Here is a 19,361-nt window from a genome sequence, read left to right as displayed (position 1 = left end):
CGTCGTCTCCAGTCTGTCCGATCCTGTCTGAAACCGGTGGGTTTCACCGCATTCCACTGTGCAATCCACAACTGCGCACGCCTTCACAGCGCGGTGTCACCTGCTGTTCCACAGTGTTATCCACAGGTGTGGATACTTTAGCAGCGAGGTTTGTCCACAAGGTCTGCACGGCCTGTGGATAACTGTGTGTGAAGTTCTGCGGCCCCGTGACCTGTGTAAATAACAAGTTTTGGGCGAAAGTCTCAACCGGAACTTCACAGTTATCCACAGCCCTGTGCATCCCCAGGCTGTGCGATTGTGGTGATTGCTTCATTGTTACTGCTCCGACCTCGGGCTGTCGAAACTTCCGCCGCGGGGTCAGTTGTGGAAAAGCTGAGACATCGAACAGCTGTCCACCTTTTGCCAGCCCCCTCGCAGGGTGCGGCGAGGATTGGCCGTCCCACCTGCGAAAAAACACACCGTTGTAATTACGGGGGTACCCGATGGGGCACTGCGCAGAACAAGCGTGTTGATTTGGCCGGAGCGTGGAAATTCGCGTAGTCTTAAGCCCGTCTTTACGTCGGTTGCACCGTCGTACATCTGAGAGCACCGCCCCCGCCGGGTACCGGGCCGCCTGATCGAGGCGAGCTGGCGAAGGCGCTGCACGCGAACTGCGCTCCTGCCCAGGAGCCGAAACCGCAATCTCAACGCAACGTTTCAAATTTGGAACGGCCACTGCCCCGGGAGGCTTTCACGAGCCGCCGGCCGTTCACGACCCCACAAGGAGTCCACCGTGTCCAAGCGGACTTTCCAGCCGAACAACCGTCGTCGCGCTCGCAAGCACGGCTTCCGTGCCCGCATGCAGACCCGCGCCGGCCGCGCCATCGTTTCCGCGCGCCGCAAGAAGGGCCGCGCAAAGCTGACGGCATAGTTTTCACTTCAGCGCGTGTTACCCCGCCCGCACAAACTTTCTTCCTCTGCAGACTTCAAAGCTGCGATGAGGAAGGGTGTGCGCGCGGGGTCTCGCACGTTAATGGTCCATTTGCACCACCGTGCCGACCCCGTCATCCAGGGCGGTCCGCGCTTCGGCCTGGTGGTGTCCAAGCAGGTAGGCAACGCAGTGACGCGCCACGCCGTGTCGCGGAAGCTGCGCAATGTGGTGGTGCAGCGTGAGCTCGTCGATAGGCTTGGGCGCGAGTGCGACGTTGTCATCCGCGCGCTGCCGGCCGCCGCGAGGGCCACGAGCGATGAGCTCGCGCGCGACTTGGAGCACGCGCTGGCCAAGGCCGAGAAGAAGCGCTGATGGCCTACTACAACTTCGTCGGCGGCGAAATCCCCGCGGCGAAGGGACCGGCCGCGAAAGCGCTGGTGAGGCTGATTCGCGGTTACCAAAAGTTCGTCTCACCCCTTAAGATGGGCGGGACGTGCCGTTTTATGCCAGTATGCAGTGCGTATGCGCTCGAAGCCGTGTCACGCCACGGCGCGGTACGCGGCGGCGCAATGGCCGCGGCCAGGCTGTGCAAATGCGGGCCCTGGCACCCCGGCGGCTACGACCCGGTGCCGGGCAGCATTGAACTGAGTGAGGAGTAACACCGAAACGTGAATTTCATTTATTGGCCGATTTCCTGGGTGCTGAGGTTCTGGCACGAGGTCATCGGCTTTGCCATCCCCAAGGACTCAGGCCTGTCCTGGATCCTTGCCATCGTCTTGCTCACCTGTACGGTGCGCCTGCTGCTGGTGAAGCCGATGGTCAACCAGATGCGCTCCACGCGCAAGATGCAGGAGATGCAGCCGCGGATGCAGGAAATCCGCGAGAAGTACAAGGGCGACCAGCAAAAGATCGCGGAAGAGACGCAAAAGCTCTACCGCGAAAACGGGACCAACCCGCTGTCGTCGTGCATCGTGCCGCTGGTGCAGATGCCGATCTTCATCGGCCTGCTGCACGTGCTGCGCTCCTTCAACCGCACCGGCACCGGCGGCGGCGGCCTGGGCATGTCGGTGGAGGAAAACCGCAACACCGCCAACTACGCCTTCCCGGCCGAGGACGTGCAGTCCTTCCTGGACGCCGACTTCTTCGGCGTGCCGCTGTCGGCGTCCATGAAGATGCCGGAGGAGGCCTTCGCCGCATTCGGCGCCGCTGATCTCACCCGCGCGAAGATCATCGCGGTCTGCCTGCCGCTGGTCCTTTTGTGTGCCGCGTTTACCCACTTCAACGCCCGCATCATGATCAACCGCCAGCAGGCCCGTAAGGCCTCCGGCAAGACCCCGCAGCCGCAGGGCGAGATGGCGCAGATGATGGAATCCCAGATGGGCATGATGAACAAGATGATGCTCTGGTTCTTCCCCGTCATGATTCTGGCCACGGGCGTGATCTGGCACATCGGCCTGCTGTTCTACATGCTCACCAACAACCTCTGGACCTTCTTCCAGAGCATGTGGCTGAACAACAAGATGGACGCCGAGGAGGCCGCCGAGGAGGCGCGCAAGGTGGAGATGAAGCGCACCACCGCCCCCGCCCCGGGCGCGCGCACCAAGGACCACCGCACCAAGAAGCAGCGCAAGCAAGGCAAGTAGCGAGAGCTTATCGACGCTTCGTCCCGGCCCAACGTGGCCGGGACTTTTTCGTGTCGGCGGGCCGACTACAGTGTTGGGCATGTCGGAGAACACCCCTGCAGCCGCGGCCGAAGTCTTCTCAGAGCGCCTCCCCCTCGCCGAGGCATACCACCAGTCGCTTGCCACCACCGCCGCTGAGCGCGGCTTCATCGGCCCCAAAGAGGTGGGCCGCCTGTGGGAGCGCCACATCCTCAACTGCGCCGTCATCTCCGAGGCGTTCGCACCCGGGCTGAAGGTGGCGGACATCGGCTCCGGCGCCGGCCTGCCGGGCATCCCGCTGGCCATCGCGCGCCCGGACCTTGCCATCACGCTGATCGAGCCGCTGCTGAAGCGCTCCGTCTATCTGAATGAGGTCGTCTCCGAGCTGGGTCTGGACAACGTCACTGTGGTGCGCGGGCGTGCCGAGGACCAGCCGAAGGCCACCTTTGACGCCGTTACCTCCCGCGCTGTCGCCCCGCTGGGTAAGCTCGCCGGGTGGTCTCTTCCGCTGCTGCAGGGCGGCGGATACATGATCGCGATGAAAGGTGAGTCGGTGGCAGAAGAACTCGAGCGCGACGGCCGCGAGATCGCCAAGGCCGGCGGCTCGGACGCGGAGATCTTCACGGTCGGTGAATCCGTGCTGGAGCAGCCGACCACGTTGATCCGCATCCAGCGCAAGAAGAAGGGGGCGTAGATGGACAACTTCGACGAGACTCCTGTGATGGAGGCGGCGATGCGCGCGGCGCGTGTGACGTCGAAAAGCGAAAAGCTCCCGAAGCCCGACCAGCCGCGCGTGGTCACCGTGGCGAACCAGAAGGGCGGCGTGGGCAAAACCACCACCAGCGTCAACCTTGCCGCGTCGCTGAGCCGCCAGGGCCTGAAGGTGCTGGTGATCGACCTTGACCCGCAGGGCAACGCCTCGACCGCGCTGGGTGCGGTGCACACCTCCGGTACCACCTCCAGCTACGAGGTGCTCATCGGCGAGGCCGAGGCCGCCGACGCGGTGCAGCCCCACGCGGACAACGAGAACCTGTTTTGCATCCCCGCCACCATCGACCTGGCCGGCGCGGAGATTGAGCTGGTGTCCATGGTGCGCCGCGAGTACCGGCTGCACGACCAGATCCGCCGCGGCTTTTTGGACGAGCACGGCTTTGACTACGTGTTCATCGACTGCCCGCCCTCGCTCGGCCTGCTCACCATCAACGCCATGACGGCGGTGGACGAGGTGCTCATTCCCATCCAGTGCGAGTACTACGCGCTTGAGGGCGTGGGCCAGCTGCTGGGCAACATCGGCATGATCCGCGAGCACCTGAACCACAACCTGCATATTTCCGCGATCATGCTGACCATGTACGACGCGCGCACGAAGCTCGCCTCGGAGGTCGCCGACGAGGTGCGCGGCCAGTTCGGCCAAGTGGTGCTGAACAACGTGATTCCGCGCTCGGTGAAGGTCTCCGAGGCGCCCGGCTACGGCCAGACCGTCATCGACTACGACCCGGGCTCCCGCGGGGCCCTGGCCTACTTCGACGCCGCGCGCGAGATAGCTACCCGCGGCGACTACCAGCCCCACCCCACCACCGGCCCGATCGGCGTGAGCCCCGAGGTCTACAACCAGCTCGAGGAGGACTAACACATGGCAGAACGCAAGGGCGGCCTGGGCCGCGGACTGGCGGCGCTGATCCCGTCTGCACCGTCGGACATCGACAACAAGGGCAAGACCCCGGGCATCGGTGGCAGCGCCTCTGACGTCATCTTTGGCAAGCAGGAGTCTAAGCCGAGCAAGCCGAGCAAGCCTGAGGGTGCGCCGAAGGGTGCGCCCAAGCAGGTCAAGGGCGCGCCGACCGTCTCGGCAAAGCAGGACAAGGTGATGCAGCCCGTGCCGGTGGGCGCGCGCTACCAGGAGATCCCGGTCGGCCAGATCATCCCCAACCCGAAGCAGCCGCGCCAGGTCTTCGACGAGGACGAGCTGGCGGAGCTGGTCCACTCCATCCGCGAGTTCGGCCTGCTGCAGCCCATCGTGGTGCGCGACACCAAGGACGGCTTCGAGCTGATCATGGGCGAGCGCCGCTGGCGCGCTTCCTCCAAGGCGGGCTTGAAGCACATTCCGGCGATTGTGCGCGAGACCTCCGATGAGGACATGCTGCGCGACGCGCTGCTGGAAAACATCCACCGCGTCCAGCTCAACCCGCTCGAAGAGGCCGCTGCCTACCAGCAGCTGCTGGATGAGTTCGGCGTGACGCAGGAGCAGCTGGCCGACCGGCTGGGCCGCTCCCGCCCCGTGATCACCAACGCGATCCGCCTGCTCAACCTGCCGGTGGGCGTGCAGCGCCGCGTCGCCGCCGGGGTCCTTTCCGCCGGCCACGCGCGGGCCCTTTTGGGCATCAAGCTTGGCAGCGCCACTGCCGACGCCCAGGGCCAACTCGCCGACCGCATCGTCGCCGAGGGCCTGTCCGTGCGCGCCACCGAAGAGGCCGTCTCCCTGATCAACTCGAACGGGAAGGTGCCGGACAAGCCGAAGCGTCAGCCCGTCCCGCAGCCGGAGTACCTCACCCAGGCGGCAGACTCGCTCGCGGACATCTGGGACACCAAGGTGTCGGTGACCATGGGCAAGCGCAAGGGCAAGATCGTGGTCGAGTTCGGCGACAAGGACGACTTCGAGCGCATCATGGGCCTGATCCAGGGCACCGACTAGGAGAGGCTACGCGTGCCTTTCCTCGCGTAGCAGCTCCTTGAAGGAGTAGGTGCCGGTCGGGCGCGTGTCGTGGTCCAGCAGGTACAGGCGTTTGACGGCCACGACCACGGCCTCGGCGATGGCGTCGCGCTCGTTCGGGTCCGTGAGCACCGCCAGGTCGCCCGGGTTGGACAGGTACCCGGCTACCAGCTCCACCGACGGCATGCGCGTCATGCGCAGCATCTCCCAGGTGCGGGCGTGGTTGCGGCAGTTCTGCAGGTTGGTGCGGGCGGCCACCTCGCGCTGGATGTAGCTGGACAGGGTCTCCCCCGTCAGCGAGGAGCTGCCGTGCTCGGAGCCGAAGTAGAACGTGGCCACGCCGTTGGCTTTGTCGTTCGGGTAGGAATCCAGGCGCAGGGAAATAAGCAGGTCCGCCTTGAACCCGTTGGCCAGGTCGGCGCGCTGCTTGTTGGAGGGGTTGTCGCCGCGCGGGCGCGACAGGATCGTCTCCATGCCGGCTGCGACCATGCGGCCCTCGATGCGCTGGGCCAAGTCCCAGAGGATCTCCTCCTCCGTGATCTGGCCGTACGGGCCGTCGACCACCAGGCCGCGGTCCGCGCCGCCCAAGTCCGGGTCGATGACCACGCGCTTGCCGGTCAGGTTCGGACCGGCCTGGCGCACGGTCTCGCGCTCGCGGATGGCCTGCGCGGAACCGCCCGTGATGCGCCGGCCCAGCAGGGACAGGGCGCGCAGGGTGTCGGGCCCGCACACTCCGTCGTCTTCCAGCCCGGAGTTGAGCTGGTAGTTCATCAGCGACTCGTAGGTGCGCGGGCCGAAGCGGCCGTCCACCCGGTGCGTGTAAAAGCCCAGCTCGTGCAGCTGGGTCTGGAGCTGCGCGACGTCGTCGCCGACCATTTCCTGGCCCGGCTGGTAGCTCAGCACGCGCGCGCCGAGGGTGTAGGAGGCCTCGCGCAGCTCGCGCAGGGTGCCTTCGTCGATATCGCCGGTGGGCACGATGCCGCGCGACTGCTGGAAGGCTTTGACGGCTTCGCACAGAATGCCGTCGTAAAGCATCTCGCTCTCGGAGAAGCGGCGGGTGGAATCGATCTCACCCTCGTACCCGTCCAACAGTCCCAGGCGCGCAAGGGACATACGGACCTCGGCGACTCTCGAGCTGGAGTCGCCAACGCGCAAAATGTCTCGCATGCGGGCCTTTCTTTAGCTAATGGACGGTGGACAGTCTACGCGCAGCTACTGCTGCGCCTGGATTCTGGAGATGATCTGGGACTTCGGCTGCACACCGACGAACTCGTCGACCTTCTTGCCGTCCTTGAACAGCAAGACGGTGGGGATGGACAGGACCTGGAACATGGCGCCGAGCGCGCGCTCGTCATCCACGTTGACCTTGGCCACCTTGATCTCGCCGGACATCTCCTCGGCGATCTCGTCCAGAATCGGGGAAAGCTTGCGGCAGGGGCCGCACCACTCCGCCCAAAAGTCCACGAGCACCGGGGTGTCCGCCTCGATGACCTCGTCTTTGAAGGTTGCCTGGGTCACATCAACAGGTGCGTTCATGCGGTCAGTCTACAGCGCCGCGAGATAGTGCTGTGCGTCCAGTGCCGCGCGGCACCCGGAACCCGCCGCGGTGATGGCCTGGCGGTAGGTTTTGTCCACCAAGTCGCCGCAGGCGAACACACCCGCAACGCTCGTGCTTGTCGACGGCTCCGCAACCTCCACGTACCCGGCCTCGTCCACCTTCACCTGGCCATCCAGGAACGCGGAACGGGGGTCGTGGCCGATGGCGACGAACAGCGCGGCAGCGTCCAGCACGGATTTATCGCCGGTGACGACGTTGCGGATGTTCAGCCCGCCGACCTTGCCGTCTGCCTCCACCACGGAGTCGACCACGGAGTCGGTGAGGAACTCGATCTTGTCGTTGTCGCGGGCGCGCTCCAGCATGATCTTGGAGGAGCGGAAGTTCTCCGAGCGGTGGATAAGCGTGACCTTGGAGCCGAACTTGGTCAGGAAGGTCGCCTCCTCCATCGCCGAATCGCCGCCGCCGACGACAGCGATGTGCTGGTCCTTGAAGAAGAAGCCGTCGCAGGTCGCGCAGGTGGACACGCCGCGGCCGGTCAGCTCCTCCTCGCCCGGGATGCCCAGGTGGCGCGGTGCCGCGCCGGTGGCCAAGATGACGGCCTTGGCGCGGAATTCCTCGCCGTCCACGACGACCTTTTTGATGTCGCCGGAAAAGTCCACGGACTCCACCATCTCCGCGCGCAGGTCCGCGCCGAACTTCTCCGCCTGGGCACGCATATTCGCCATCAGATCCGGGCCCATGATGCCGTTTTCGAAGCCGGGGAAGTTCTCCACCTCTGTGGTGTTCATCAGCTCGCCGCCGTACTCGTAGCCCTCGAAGACGAGGGGTTTGAGTTCCGCGCGGGCGGCGTAGAGCGCCGCGGTGTAGCCGGACGGGCCGGAGCCCACGATGATCAGCTCGTGCACCTCATCGGTGCCGGTAGTGGCGGGTGCTGCCGCCGCCTCGGTCTGCGGAGTGACAAAGTTAAAGCCGGGGGAAGTCATGGTTGCCGATTCTAGCGCGCGGGCGCGATCTCCCCTATCGCCGCAGCAACGGCCTCGCGGGCCCGGTAGCGGCGCGACTTCACAGTGCCGGGGCGCACCCCGAGTTCGGCCGCGGCGTCGCCGACGCTCATGCCGGCGATATCGATCAGCCACAGCGCTTTGCGCTGCGCCTGGGGCAGCACGGCGAGGGCCTGACGCATGGCCATGGTGCGCTCCATGTTCTCCATGGGGTGGTACGCCAGGTGCTTGTTGGCGTCGATGTCCACCCCCTCATCGTCGTCCAGGCTGCACTGGGCACCGGAGCGGTCATCCTTGCGCTGGTGGTCTATCGCAGCGTTGATGGTCATGCGGTGCAGCCACGTGGACAGCTTCGCCTCCCCGCGGTAGGTGTGCATGCTGCGCGCCGCTTTGAACAGGGCGTCTTGCACGATGTCCTGGGCGTCCTGCTCGTTGCGCGCGTAGTTGCGGGCCACGAAGTACATGCGCTGGCGGTGGCGCCGCACGATGAGCTTGAAGGCGGTGCGGTCCCCGCCCAGATAGGCCGCCACCAGTTGGCGGTCGTTGGTGTAATCCATGTCTCCCCCCGTGAACGTGTCTTACCCCACTATGCCCCGTCCCTAGCCCCCACTACCAGGGCCGGAGTGTGTATTTCAGTGGACAAGCACGCGGCCGACCAGCGACACGTCCTTCACTTCCGCGTCCCCGTCTACCTTGAGCATCACGCGCACCAGCGGTTCGTCTGTGGTCACGTCCGCGCTGACCTGCCCGGAGCGCAGGTTGCCTTGCGCGATCACCGGCGGGTGCGCGGTCTCCTGCTCCGCCGGCACGCCGTAGAGGGTGTAGGGGGCGGAACCGGAGGCGTCGATAAGCACCTGCTCGAGCGTGAAGGTGCTGCCGTCTTGCGGTGTGATCTCGAGGGTGCCGTCGTCGAGCATCTCCTGATCCAGCGGGGCGATGACCACCGGCATGCGCGTGTCGCTGGCGGTGGTGGGCACCGCCGACGGACGGTCCACCACGTCCTCGCCGGAGACGAAGTCCACCAGGTACGTGGTGAGCACACCCACCAGCACTGCCGCGATCACCGCCGCGAAGGTGAGCAGGCCGATGGTCGCCGGGCCCATCGCGCGGCCGCCGAAGCCGCCGCGCAGCTCGTCCGGATCCTCCACGTGCTCGGCCACCGGTGCCACCGGATCGACGGCGACGACCACCGGGATCTCGTCCGTCGGCGCGTCCTCGTTGGGCACGGGCAGGTTCGCGGCCTCGCGCAGCGCGTCCTCGATGTCGCGGAAGGCGGCTTGGTCCACCGCGTCCGCGTCCACGAGCGCGCGGGTGCGGGAGGCGACCTCGTCCAGGCCATCCGAGCTGACGTTGCTGGTAAGCAGAGTCAGCGCGGAGGCGAAGGACTCCGCGTCCGTGGCCGGGGAGGCATCCGGCAGCACCGCCGGGAAGGCCAGTCGCACGTGGCCTTCCGTGTCGATGCGCAGCTGCTGGCGGTTGGCCAGACCCAGCGGCACATCCGCCTCGTGGGCCGCCGCCATCGCCCCCGCCAACGGCGCCAGCGCGTTCGCCACCGCCTCGGTGTGCAGCGTCTGGCCGGACTCGGCCACCGCCTTCACCGAGGAGCCTTCGATCCAGTCGGCCACCACCAGGGCGCCGGAGCGGTAAGAGACGATCTCAATGTTTTCCGCAACAGCCGGCAAGTCCAGCTTGGCCAGCTTGCGGGTGCGCCGCGCCACGCCGGCGGCCTGCAACGCAGCCTCGCGCGGGGTCGCCGGGGCCATCGGCGCGGAACCGGTCGTGTCCACGAAGGTCAGCGCCACGTCGCGGCCGGTGGCCACCTCGCGGGCCTGCCAGAAGCGCGCGCCGGCAGAAGCGCCGTGGTCGCGGATGAGGCGGAAGCGGCCGTCGGACACGCCCGCGCCCGGCACCAGGCGCGGGCCTCGCACCACACCGGCGGACATCGGCGGCGGCACCGGGGAGGCGTTGAAGGTGTCGGCGGCGAGGAACTGGTTGGACACGTCGCGCGGGTCCACCTCGCCGACTTCCAGGGCGCGCTCGTCGTCCGGGCGGATGAACCGGCCCATGCCCGGGATGCGCTGCATCGCGCGGCCCAGGTTTTGCACCTCCGGCAGCTTCGAGCGCGACAGCACCAGGCCGGTGACCACCAAAAAGAGGATGCCCAGCATGGCAACCTCGATCAGGTGGCCCAGGCTGGGGGCCCCGATAAGGCGGCCGATGGTTTCGGGCAGGTGGACGCCTGCGACGTCGCGAAGCAGCCAGCGCACAGCGAAGATCACCGCAACGCCGACGAGCGCCGCAGCCACCGCCCACACGGAGGTGCGCAGCACGTCGAGCGCGTTGAGGGTGCCCAGCTTGCGGCGCAGCAGCAGCGCGCCGATGAGCGCACCGGCGACGAAGCCGAAGCCGTTGGCCGCGCCCAGCAGCACCACCACGTGGTTCGGCTCCTGCGCGATGTACGGCGCCAGCGCAGACAGCAGAATCTTCGTGCCGGTGATGCCGGCGATGATGAACGTCGGCGTCCACGCCTCCTCGCGGGCGTAGAACACTCGCAGGTGCAGCATCACCAACGCGTACGGGATGAGGGTGAAAGACGACGCGGAGATGGTCATGCCGAGCGTGTGCGCGGCCTCCGGGCTGAAGGAGCCGTAGGCGAACAGGGCGCTGGCGATGTCGGGGCCCAGCGCCGTCATGAAGACGATGATGGGCAGCAGCGCGATAAACGTCAGCTTCGTGCCCATGGTCAGGTCCGCCACCACGGCAGCGTCGTCTCCGTCGGCCGCGTTGCGGGACATGCGCGGCATGATCGCGGTCAGCAGCGTCACGCCGATGATGCCGTAGGGCATCTGCAACAGCATCCAGTGCTGTTGGTAGATGAACTGCGCGGCGGCGTCCGCGTCGAAGGCGATGCGGGAGGTGATGACGTAGCCGAACTGGCTGATGGCCACGTATGTGATAATCGCCAGCGCCATCCCGCCGAACTGCTTGAGCCGCTCGTCGATGCCCCACAGCGGGCGCAAGTCGATGCCCAGCTTGCGCAGCGCGGGCAGCATGATCAGGCACTGCACCACCACGCCAGCCGTCGTGCCCAGGCCCAGCAGCAGCACGTGCGGATTGCTTATCGACGTCGGCGCCGCCGGATTCAACTGCCCCGGCAAAGCCATGTACGCCACGAGCACCGCGATGGAGACCACGTTGTTGGCCACCGGGGCCCAGGCACCCGGCCGGAAATACTCCTTCGTGTTCAGGATCGCCATGAACAGGGAGAACATGCCGTAGAAGAAGATCTGCGGCAGCACCAGGAAGGCAAAGGAGGTGGTTTGGATGAGGTTGCCCTTGGAGTCCTCGTCCATCATCATCCGGGTCAGCAGTGGCGAGGCGGCCACGGCCACGACCGTGACCACTGTCATCAGCGTCAGGGTCAGCGTGAACAGCCGGCGGATGAAGGCGGCGCCGTGGTCGGCGTCCTCCTTCTCCGCGCGCACCAGCACGGGCACGACCAGGGCGGTGAGCACCGAGCCCAGCACGATCTCCGTGATCAGGTTGGGCAGCGTGTTCGCGGTGTTGAAGGACGCCGCCACGACCTCACCCAGCGCCGCGCCGATGAGCACGGTGCGGATGAAGCCGGTGATGCGCGAGATCAAGGTGGCCACGGCCATGGAGCCGGTGGCGCGCACGACCTTCTCGCCGCCTTCCTCCTCGGGTTCGGCGTCCGTCTGCGGCTCGGCCACGGCGGTAGCGGCTCCTGCTGTTCCCGCGGCGACGGTGTCGGCGGTCTCCGGCGGGGCGATGGTCTCGCCCTTGGGGCTGGTGGTCAGAAGCGACTTGTCGGGCGCGCCGTCGTCGGCCGCCTCTCGCGCGGGCTTGGTCTCGCGCGGCACCGGCACCGGTGCGGGCGGCGCGGGGGTGACAATGCGCCGGCGCGTTCCCTTATCTGTCACGTGGTTCTCCGATCACTGCGTTTGCTGCGTGGTTGTGCTGGTTTGCGTTTGCGTTCGGAGGGCGGGCTGCCCCGCGCGCCGCGCACCGCTATCACCACCAGCAGGCCGGCCAGCACCAACGCGGCGGCGGCGAGCCAGCCGTTGACCGCGAAGCGGGTGGTGCGCACGGCGATGTCCACCGGCTGGGAGATCGGCTGTCCGCTGGTGCTGGCCAGGTACAGCTTCAGGTCGGTGCTGCGCGAGGTTTCCGGGAGGTCCGCGGTCATCTGCACCGTGACGGATCCGCGTGCGGGGATGCGCAGCGCGCCCGGGACGTTCAGGCGCGCGCCCTCCGGCCCGGAGAAATCGATCGTGGTTTCCACGGGCAGCGGCAGCCCGTTTCGGGCGACGATGAGCAGCGGACTCGACGGCGAGGTGCGGGTGTAGACGTTGCCCGGCGGGATGAGGTCGACCGAGGAGCGCAGCTCGCTCAGCGCGGCGCGGCTGCCCGCCAAGCGCTGGCTGGTGGCTTCTGCCGCGTCGCTGTAGCGGGTCATGGCGCGGCGCTCATTGAGCGACAGAGCCTGCAGGAGGTCCCGGCGCAGCGGCAGGGTGAAGCCGTAGCGCGTCAGGGCGATGCTCGAATCGGGCACCATCAGGGCGGTTAAGTCGTTGATGAACTCCGACTGTTGGGTCACCTGCAGCACCTCCGCGTCGGTGAACGCGGTGGGGTCGGAGTGCTTCTCGGGGGCGGCCGCCGGGGCGACGTTGTCCGGGGCGGTGAGGTAGGCGCCAAACGCCATGGGCCGTGCCGCTGCCCCGGTGACCAGTTCCGCCACGGTGCCGAGGATGGCGGCGGCGGTGTCTGCGTCCCAGTCGGCGGGCGGGGCCACCATGATCGGCTCCGGGTTCTGGTCGGACTCTTGCGGCACCCACGCGGTCTGGGCGGCCAGCCGCACGGCGGCGGCGGCGCTGATGTCGCGGGCGCGCTTGGAGTCCACGGCGTAGTTGTAGCGCAGGTTGGTCTCTGAAAATCCGGTGGTCTCCGGGTTGTGGCCGGTGGCGGCCAGGATGGTGGCCAGCGAATCCTGGTAGCCAACCGCCATGACGCCGGGGGCGAGCCAGCTGAAGTCTCTGCCCTGCGCGGCGCTGAGCACGCGCACGGGCTGTTCCGGCTCCGGCGCCGCGGAGCCTGCGAGGTCGGCCATGTCGTCGCGCTCGAGTGCGTTTTCGGCGCCCTTGTGGTCCTCGGGCACTGCCGCGCTGGCTGCGGCCTCCCACGCGGCCTGCATTCCTTGCTCCGCGACGGTGGAGCGCGAGTGGTCCGCCCAGCCGAGCGCTGGTGCGGCGCCGGTGTCCACGTACCCGGAGCCGGTGATCACGGTGTTGAGCGTGCCCGCGTTGCCGAGCACGCGCTGCAGGACGGCGGGGCCGCGCTCCACGGCTTCGCGCATGAGCCATTTGTCGCCGGTGCGCGCCACCGCGTTGAGGTCCGCGTTCGCCCACGGCAGCGCCACCACGCAGCCGGTGGCGGCGATGTGGCGCACCTTGTCTAGCCACACGGCGGCATCGTCCGCCCCGGCGCCGGGTTGGCCGTCGGGTTCTTTGCCGCTGCCCCAGGAGTCGCGCAGGCGCTTCGGCTCCTCTACGACGGCGGGGCGCTCGTCGTCCACCGTGTAGCCGTCCTGCATGCGGTCCACGGTGTCTATCAGCGCAGGGTCTAGGGCCATGCAGCTGGCGTAGCCCACCTCGGGCGTGCGGGTTGCGTCGATGTACTGGTCCACCAGTTGCGTCAGGCGGCCTTCGGGGGCGAGTTCGCCGGCGAGCGAATCGTTGGCCAGCACCAGCGGCGGCGCTTCGGGGGCCTCGCCCGTCTCGCCGGGCACGATGTCCACGGGCGCGGTCACGGGGTACAGCGCGGTCAGCTCCGGCGCGCGCACGTTATCCCGCAGGCCGCGCACGCCGAGGTGGAAGCGGTCGGAGTCGAGGGGGGTACCGGAGGCGTCGAGAAGCTGCAGCATCACAGGGTACGTGCCCACGTCCGGCAGGTCGATGCCCAAGTCCATCTCGAGATCGAGCGACTCCCCCGGGCGCAGTTGCTTTGCGACGTCCTCCCGGTCCCCCACCACCGAGTACTCCTCCGGGGTGGCGATGCTGGCGTAGCGCTGCTCCGTCAGCGTGGCCACGGCCGCAGCGCGCCGCGGGACGACGGTGAGGCCGTCGATGGTGTCGTCGGAGTGGTTGGTGACGCGAAGTTTCACGTGAAACGGGTCGTGCGCAGACAACGAGCGCGGGGCCTCGACGACCTCCACGCTCGCAAGCTCACCCTCCGACGGGCGGATGGACAGATTCGCCCACTGCTCCGTCACCTCCGGGTTGTCCGGAGCCAGCGGAACGGCGGGGGCGGCGAGCACGACGGCAGCCAGCGCGGCGAACCGGCTCATCGCGGCGTCGCCCTTCCGGCCTTCTTTTCCTTCCTGGCCAGATCCGGCATCCGGTCGTACGCAATGCGGGCGAGTTTGCGCTCATCGGCGTACGCGAGGTGCTCCATCAAATCGCTCATGGGCACCCACGCCACCTCGGTGACCTCCGGGTCTTCGTCGTTGAACACGCCGTCGACGTAGCGCAGCAGGTTGTGGTGCACAGTCTTGTGAATGCGCACGCCGTCGGAGACGAACCAGTAATCGATCGTGCCCAGGGTGTCGAAGGCCTCGCCGGTGATCCCGGTTTCCTCCCACACCTCGCGCTGCGCAGTCACCCACTGGTGCTCGCCGTTTTCCACGTGCCCCTTCGGCATGGACCACAACAGTCTGCCGCGGCGGTCCAACCGGCCGATCAGCGCCACGTAGATGCGGCTCATGTCCACCCGGCCGTCCTGGCCGACCGCCTCCGCCATGCCGGAGACGACCAGGCCGCCAGCAGAAGTCTCGTCGCGCGTTTCTATCGACGAGTCGTGCCGCTGCTGGTACTGCGACTTACGCCTGTTGTGCTGCTTGCGCCCACCGCGGGAGTTCTTCCCGCGGCGGCTATTGCGCTTCCGCTTCGGCTTGTCTCCCTGTTGCTGCTTTTGCTCGGCGGGTTTGCCCCCGCGCCGGCGCCGCGGCCGGCGCTTACCGCCGCCGGAGCCCCCCTTGCCGTCGGAGGGCCCCGGAACCGGGCGCTGGTTGTCACTCATTCGTGTCATGGTATCCGCCTTTCGGCCGGTTGTGGTACTTCCCGCGCGGGGGTGGCGGGTATCGTGTCCCGGGTGACAGAGAAGTTGTTTGATATGCCGGACCCGACCGACCCGCTGGCTGCCCCTGCGTTGATGGCGCGGGCACAGAATGTCGTCGCTAAGCATGCTGCTCTGCTCGAGCCTCTGGCGCGACTTTTCGCCGCCCGCGGCGAGTCCTTATATATGGTCGGCGGCTCCGTGCGCGACGCGATGCTCGGCCGGGGCGTGCACGACCTCGACTTCACCACCTCCGCGCGCCCCGAGGTGATCCAGGAGATCCTCGGCGAGTGGGGTGAAAAAGTGTGGGACACCGGCATCGAGTTCGGCACCGTCTCCGCCATCCGTCGCGGCGAGACCGTGGAAATCACCACCTTTCGCTCCGACCTTTACGACGGCGTCAGCCGCAACCCCGAGGTCACGTTCGGCGACACCCTCGAAGGCGACCTGGTGCGCCGCGACTTCGCCTGCAATGCGATGGCCATTGAGCTTTCGCTTGACGACGACCTTCGGCTCTCCCCCACCTTCCACGACCCCGTCGGCGGCCTGGAGGACCTGGTGGAGATGGTGCTGGACACCCCGCAGTCGCCCGAGGTCTCCTTCCGGGACGACCCGCTGCGCATGCTGCGCGCCGCCCGCTTTGTCTCCCAGCTCGGGTTCACCGTGGCCGACCGCGTGTTTGCAGCGATGTGCGACATGGCCGACGAAATCGGCCGCATCACCGCGGAGCGCGTGCAGGCTGAGCTGGACAAACTCATGCTCGGCGCCCGCCCCTGGGAAGGCATCGACCTGCTCGTTCGCACCGGTCTGGCGCAGGTGATCCTGCCGGAGATCCCCGCGCTGCAGCTGGAGACCGACGAACACATGCAGCACAAGGACGTCTACCGCCACTCCCTGACCGTGCTGCGCCAGGCCACCGAACTCGAGGACGAGGGCCCGGACCTGAAGCTGCGCTGGGCGGCGCTGATGCACGACATCGGCAAACCCGCCACCCGCGCGCTCAAGGAGGGCGGCGGCGTGACCTTCCACCACCACGAGGTGGTCGGCGCGAAGATGACCCGCAAGCGCTTAAAGGCCCTGAAGTACCCGAAGCACGTCATCTCGGACGTGGGCCAGCTGGTATTCCTGCACATGCGCTTCCACGGCTTCGGCGAGGGTCAGTGGACCGACTCCGCCGTGCGCCGCTACGTCACCGACGCCGGCGAGCTTTTGCCCAAGCTGCACAAGCTCGTGCGGGCGGACTCCACCACCCGCAACGCGAAGAAGGCCGCGCGCCTGCAGCGCACCTACGACCACCTGGAGGAGCGCATCGCCGATATCGCCGCCAAGGAGGACCTCGCGCGCGTGCGCCCCGACCTGGACGGCAACGAAATCATGCAGATCCTCGGCCTCGAACCCGGCCCGGAGGTGGGCAAAGCGTGGAAGTATCTCAAGGAACTGCGCCTCGAGCGCGGCGAGCTCGACCACGACGAAGCCGTCGCCGAACTGAAAGCGTGGTGGGATAGTGAGCATGCCTGAGTACTTCTACGCCGACCGCCTCTTCAACGCCCTCGAGCGCGTCGAACCCGAACCGGGCATGCTGCTCGTCGCCGCGCCCGGCATGTTCTCCGCCGACTTCGCCCGCACCGTGGTTCTGGTGCTGGAGCACGACGCCGACCACACCCTCGGCGTGGTGCTCAACCGCCGCAGCGAGGTGGCCCTAGCCAACGTCATGCCCGGGTGGTCCGAGATCGCCGCCAAGCCGCAGGCGGTGCACATCGGCGGGCCGATTAGCCCCGAGTCCGCCGTCGGCCTCGGCGTGACCAAGACGGGCGTGGACATCTCCGCCAGCCCGTTTTTCAACCGCCTGGCCAACCGTCTCGTGCTTGTCGACCTCAACGCTTCCCCGGAGGATCTCGCCCCCGTGGTCGACGGCATCCGCATCTTCGCCGGCTATGCCGAGTGGTCGCCCGGGCAGCTTGACGACGAGATTGCGCGCGGCGACTGGTTTGTCACCCCCGCCCTGCCGTCCGACGTGGTCGCCGGCGCCGGGGCGGATTTGTGGGGTGACGTGATGCGTCGTCAGGCAATGCCCCTGCCACTGTTCGCTACGTTCCCCACGAACCTGGAAGATAACTAGTGCGTGTTTCACGTGAAACAATTGCGCAGATTCGACTCGGGGTGCGCGACACGTGGCTGGTGGCGCTCGGGCTGATTCCGCTCGGGCTGGCCTTCGGCGTACTGATGACGCAGACCGGCTTCGCCTGGTGGTGGACCCCGATCTTCTCCACGGTGATCTACGCCGGCTCCATGGAGTTTCTCGCCGTGAGCATGGTCACCGGCGGACTCGGCCCCGTGTCATCCGCGATCACAGGTTTCATGGTGAACTTCCGGCACCTGTTCTACGGGCTGACCTATCCGCGCTCCGAAATTCTGCGCGGCCTGCCCGCGGCGTACGCCACATACGCTCTTACCGACGAGGTCTACGCCATCACCTCCACCCTCCACGAACGCCCCTCCGTCGCGCGTCTGCTCACCATCTCCGTCGTGTGCCAGCTGGCGTGGCTGCTCTCCGGTATTGCCGGCGCACTCGCCGGGGCGGTGATCCCCGCCGGCGTGGAGGGCTTCGACTTCGCGCTGACCGCCCTGTTCGCCGTCCTGGCCTACGAGGCGTTCCAGACCCGCCGCGACTTGTCCGCCCCGTTGATCGCAGGCACCCTCGCGCTGGTGGCGGCGTTGCTGCTGCCGGGCCAGGTGATCATCCTGGCGCTTCTGTCCTACTTCCTGGTGCTCGTCCTGCGCTTCTGGTTCCCGCGTGTGGACGACTCCCTTTCCTGGCGGCTGCCATGACGGGAAACCTCGGACTCCCCGACGGCGTGACCCTCACCATGGTCGCCGCCGTACTTATCCCCGTCGGCGTCGTCACCGTACTCCTGCGCGCCCTGCCGTTTTCCATGCTGCGCGTGCTCAAGGGCAGCCCGTTCATCGACTTCCTCGCCGTGCTCATGCCCGTCGGGGTGATGACCGTCCTGGTGGCCTACACCGTGATCGGCCACGCCCACTCCCCCGCCCACCTCGCCTCCGCGCTCATTGCGTTAGCCGCCACCTTGCTCCTGCACCGCTGGAGGCGTCGCGCGGACCTGTCCATCTTCGCTGGCACTGCCCTGTACATGGTGTTGGTCAACCTGGTGTTTTAGGGGCCAGACGGCGTAGGCGTGCGATACATATCGTTTCATCTGATAAAAGTCAGGTGACCTGCGGCGATGTGTGTTTTACTGACGCAGTCCGGTTTTCTGGCAATCACACTCATGCATCGACCAAGGAGATCCCCCATGAAGCGCATCACCGCCGCCGCTCTGGCCGCAACCACCGCCCTGTCCCTTGCTGCCGTGCCGGCACAGGCAGTTGAGATTAACGGGAAGGAAACCGGTGGCTATGGCCATGAGTCTTCTTCGCAGGTGACCTTCCCTGAGATGGAAAAGTATATGGATGCCGCCACCGCAGCTGAGCGGGACAAGAAGGGCGATGGTCTCTCCGCCCCGTTCCTTGGTTCCGCCCAGAGCGGCATCTTCGAAACCGAAACTGGTGAAGAAGCCGCCAACCAGGGTGCCGTAATGAACTCTTCCTACCGGAACGACGCTAACCGCGGCTACAAGCTCGGCACCACCTACGACATCCTCGTGGGCACCGGCATCGCCGCCGCGGTCATCGCAGTGCTCGGTGGCGCAGCGGCCGCTGCGGGCAAGATCCCGGGTATTCCGGGCGTCGAGCTGCCTTCCTAAGGCCTCACGCCTAGGGAGCAATCCACACTCCTCTCCCCTCACCGGGAGGGGAGTTTTTGGTTTTGGGCCCTCTATATCGTCACCGGTTAGCTCTCCGTTACACCGAAAGAATTGTTTGTCTACCTGCGGAAACATATGTTTTACTGGCCGGGGCTCGATCCGAGCCGTAAAAAGTCAGATTCGCACAAAGGAGTTTCCATTGAAGCGCATCACCGCAGCCGCCGTGGCGGCAGCAACCGCCGTGTCCCTGGCAGCCGTCCCGGCGCAGGCAGCAGAAGGCGATTTGCAGTCCCTCCGTGACCAGCTCCACCCGGAGTCCGCGTCCGAGGTCAGCGACGCATACCTCGCTGGCTACAAGGGCAAGGCCATGATCCGCGAGGAGCTGGAGCCGGGCACCGGCTACTCCCAGCCGTACAAGCGTTCCTCCGAGAAGAACCAGGTACCCAACAGCGCAACCTCCTCGCTGAAGAACGACGCAGCTCGCGGATACAAGCTCGGCACCACCTACGACATCCTCGTGGGCACCGGCATCGCCGCCGCGGTCATCGCAGTGCTCGGTGGCGCAGCGGCCGCCGCGGGCAAGATCCCGGGTGTCCCGGGCATTCCGGGCGTTGAGCAGTTCTTCTAAG

General features: G+C 67.0%; 20 protein-coding genes. 13 read left to right on the top strand and 7 right to left on the bottom strand.

What is annotated here, in order from left to right:
- Positions 1-772 precede the first annotated feature (772 nt).
- The 7 genes from rpmH to CFOUR_RS11320 all read left to right on the top strand — a co-directional run bounded on the left by rpmH (position 773) and on the right by CFOUR_RS11320 (position 5,263).
- Positions 773-910 (top strand): 50S ribosomal protein L34, encoded by a 138-nt coding sequence (gene rpmH, locus CFOUR_RS11350; RefSeq protein WP_034996682.1) that lies wholly within the window; start codon positions 773-775, stop codon positions 908-910.
- A 15-nt stretch (positions 911-925) separates the two neighbouring features.
- A complete protein-coding gene (gene rnpA / locus CFOUR_RS11345; protein WP_085957060.1) occupies positions 926-1,282 on the top strand; it encodes a ribonuclease P protein component in 357 nt (118 codons plus the stop codon).
- Complete coding sequence (yidD, locus tag CFOUR_RS11340) at positions 1,282-1,569, top strand: membrane protein insertion efficiency factor YidD (RefSeq protein ID WP_085957061.1); 288 nt, start codon at positions 1,282-1,284, stop codon at positions 1,567-1,569. Before rnpA ends, yidD begins: the two co-directional genes overlap by 1 nt.
- A gap of 9 nt (positions 1,570-1,578) precedes the next feature.
- Entirely contained in the window at positions 1,579-2,553 is a 975-nt protein-coding gene (gene yidC, locus CFOUR_RS11335) for a membrane protein insertase YidC (protein ID WP_085957062.1), read from the top strand.
- 79 nt (positions 2,554-2,632) lie between these two features.
- Complete coding sequence (gene rsmG / locus CFOUR_RS11330; protein WP_085957063.1) at positions 2,633-3,265, top strand: 16S rRNA (guanine(527)-N(7))-methyltransferase RsmG; 633 nt, start codon at positions 2,633-2,635, stop codon at positions 3,263-3,265.
- Positions 3,266-4,201, top strand: a complete 936-nt coding sequence (locus tag CFOUR_RS11325) for a ParA family protein (protein WP_085957064.1) — start codon at positions 3,266-3,268, stop codon at positions 4,199-4,201.
- A 3-nt stretch (positions 4,202-4,204) separates the two neighbouring features.
- On the top strand, positions 4,205-5,263 hold the full coding sequence (locus CFOUR_RS11320) for a ParB/RepB/Spo0J family partition protein (RefSeq protein WP_085957065.1): 1,059 nt from the start codon (positions 4,205-4,207) through the stop codon (positions 5,261-5,263).
- 6 nt (positions 5,264-5,269) lie between these two features.
- Here the strand turns inward: CFOUR_RS11320 and CFOUR_RS11315 are convergent, their stop codons facing one another.
- From CFOUR_RS11315 to CFOUR_RS11285, 7 genes are all read right to left on the bottom strand, one after another.
- A complete protein-coding gene (locus tag CFOUR_RS11315; protein ID WP_085957066.1) occupies positions 5,270-6,448 on the bottom strand; it encodes an N-acetylmuramoyl-L-alanine amidase in 1,179 nt (392 codons plus the stop codon).
- A gap of 45 nt (positions 6,449-6,493) precedes the next feature.
- Complete coding sequence (gene trxA, locus CFOUR_RS11310) at positions 6,494-6,817, bottom strand: thioredoxin (protein WP_085957067.1); 324 nt, start codon at positions 6,815-6,817, stop codon at positions 6,494-6,496.
- 9 nt (positions 6,818-6,826) lie between these two features.
- Complete coding sequence (gene trxB / locus CFOUR_RS11305; protein WP_085957068.1) at positions 6,827-7,822, bottom strand: thioredoxin-disulfide reductase; 996 nt, start codon at positions 7,820-7,822, stop codon at positions 6,827-6,829.
- An 11-nt stretch (positions 7,823-7,833) separates the two neighbouring features.
- Positions 7,834-8,397: an RNA polymerase sigma factor gene (locus tag CFOUR_RS11300; protein ID WP_085957069.1), complete on the bottom strand. Its 564-nt coding sequence runs from the start codon at positions 8,395-8,397 to the stop codon at positions 7,834-7,836.
- A gap of 75 nt (positions 8,398-8,472) precedes the next feature.
- Positions 8,473-11,499 carry a murein biosynthesis integral membrane protein MurJ gene (locus tag CFOUR_RS11295; RefSeq protein WP_290180274.1) on the bottom strand — a complete coding sequence of 1,009 codons (3,027 nt, stop codon included), beginning with the start codon at positions 11,497-11,499 and terminating at the stop codon, positions 8,473-8,475.
- 278 nt (positions 11,500-11,777) lie between these two features.
- Positions 11,778-14,204, bottom strand: a complete 2,427-nt coding sequence (locus CFOUR_RS11290; protein WP_290179521.1) for a DUF6049 family protein — start codon at positions 14,202-14,204, stop codon at positions 11,778-11,780.
- Positions 14,201-15,100: an NUDIX hydrolase gene (locus CFOUR_RS11285; protein WP_290179519.1), complete on the bottom strand. Its 900-nt coding sequence runs from the start codon at positions 15,098-15,100 to the stop codon at positions 14,201-14,203. The genes CFOUR_RS11290 and CFOUR_RS11285 overlap by 4 nt, the downstream gene beginning before the upstream one ends.
- Here CFOUR_RS11285 and CFOUR_RS11280 point away from each other — a divergent pair.
- The 6 genes from CFOUR_RS11280 (at position 15,029) to CFOUR_RS11255 (ending at position 19,360) form a co-directional block, all read left to right on the top strand.
- On the top strand, positions 15,029-16,489 hold the full coding sequence (locus CFOUR_RS11280; protein WP_085957070.1) for a CCA tRNA nucleotidyltransferase: 1,461 nt from the start codon (positions 15,029-15,031) through the stop codon (positions 16,487-16,489). The genes CFOUR_RS11285 and CFOUR_RS11280 overlap by 72 nt on opposite strands.
- Entirely contained in the window at positions 16,482-17,090 is a 609-nt protein-coding gene (locus CFOUR_RS11275) for a YqgE/AlgH family protein (protein ID WP_085958371.1), read from the top strand. The genes CFOUR_RS11280 and CFOUR_RS11275 overlap by 8 nt, the downstream gene beginning before the upstream one ends.
- On the top strand, positions 17,090-17,800 hold the full coding sequence (locus CFOUR_RS11270) for an AzlC family ABC transporter permease (protein ID WP_230471761.1): 711 nt from the start codon (positions 17,090-17,092) through the stop codon (positions 17,798-17,800). The genes CFOUR_RS11275 and CFOUR_RS11270 overlap by 1 nt, the downstream gene beginning before the upstream one ends.
- The gene (locus CFOUR_RS11265) at positions 17,797-18,147 is read left to right on the top strand and encodes a branched-chain amino acid transporter permease (protein WP_085957071.1); all 351 of its coding nucleotides are present in this window, start codon (positions 17,797-17,799) and stop codon (positions 18,145-18,147) included. The genes CFOUR_RS11270 and CFOUR_RS11265 overlap by 4 nt, the downstream gene beginning before the upstream one ends.
- 135 nt (positions 18,148-18,282) lie before the next feature.
- Complete coding sequence (locus tag CFOUR_RS11260; RefSeq protein WP_085957072.1) at positions 18,283-18,732, top strand: hypothetical protein; 450 nt, start codon at positions 18,283-18,285, stop codon at positions 18,730-18,732.
- Between the two features lie 199 nt (positions 18,733-18,931).
- A complete protein-coding gene (locus CFOUR_RS11255; protein WP_085957073.1) occupies positions 18,932-19,360 on the top strand; it encodes a hypothetical protein in 429 nt (142 codons plus the stop codon).
- Position 19,361 lies beyond the last annotated feature (1 nt).

This window comes from Corynebacterium fournieri (genome assembly GCF_030408775.1).
Taxonomy (GTDB): Bacteria; Actinomycetota; Actinomycetes; order Mycobacteriales; family Mycobacteriaceae; genus Corynebacterium; species Corynebacterium fournieri.
This window is presented reverse-complemented; position numbering and strand designations above follow the sequence as displayed.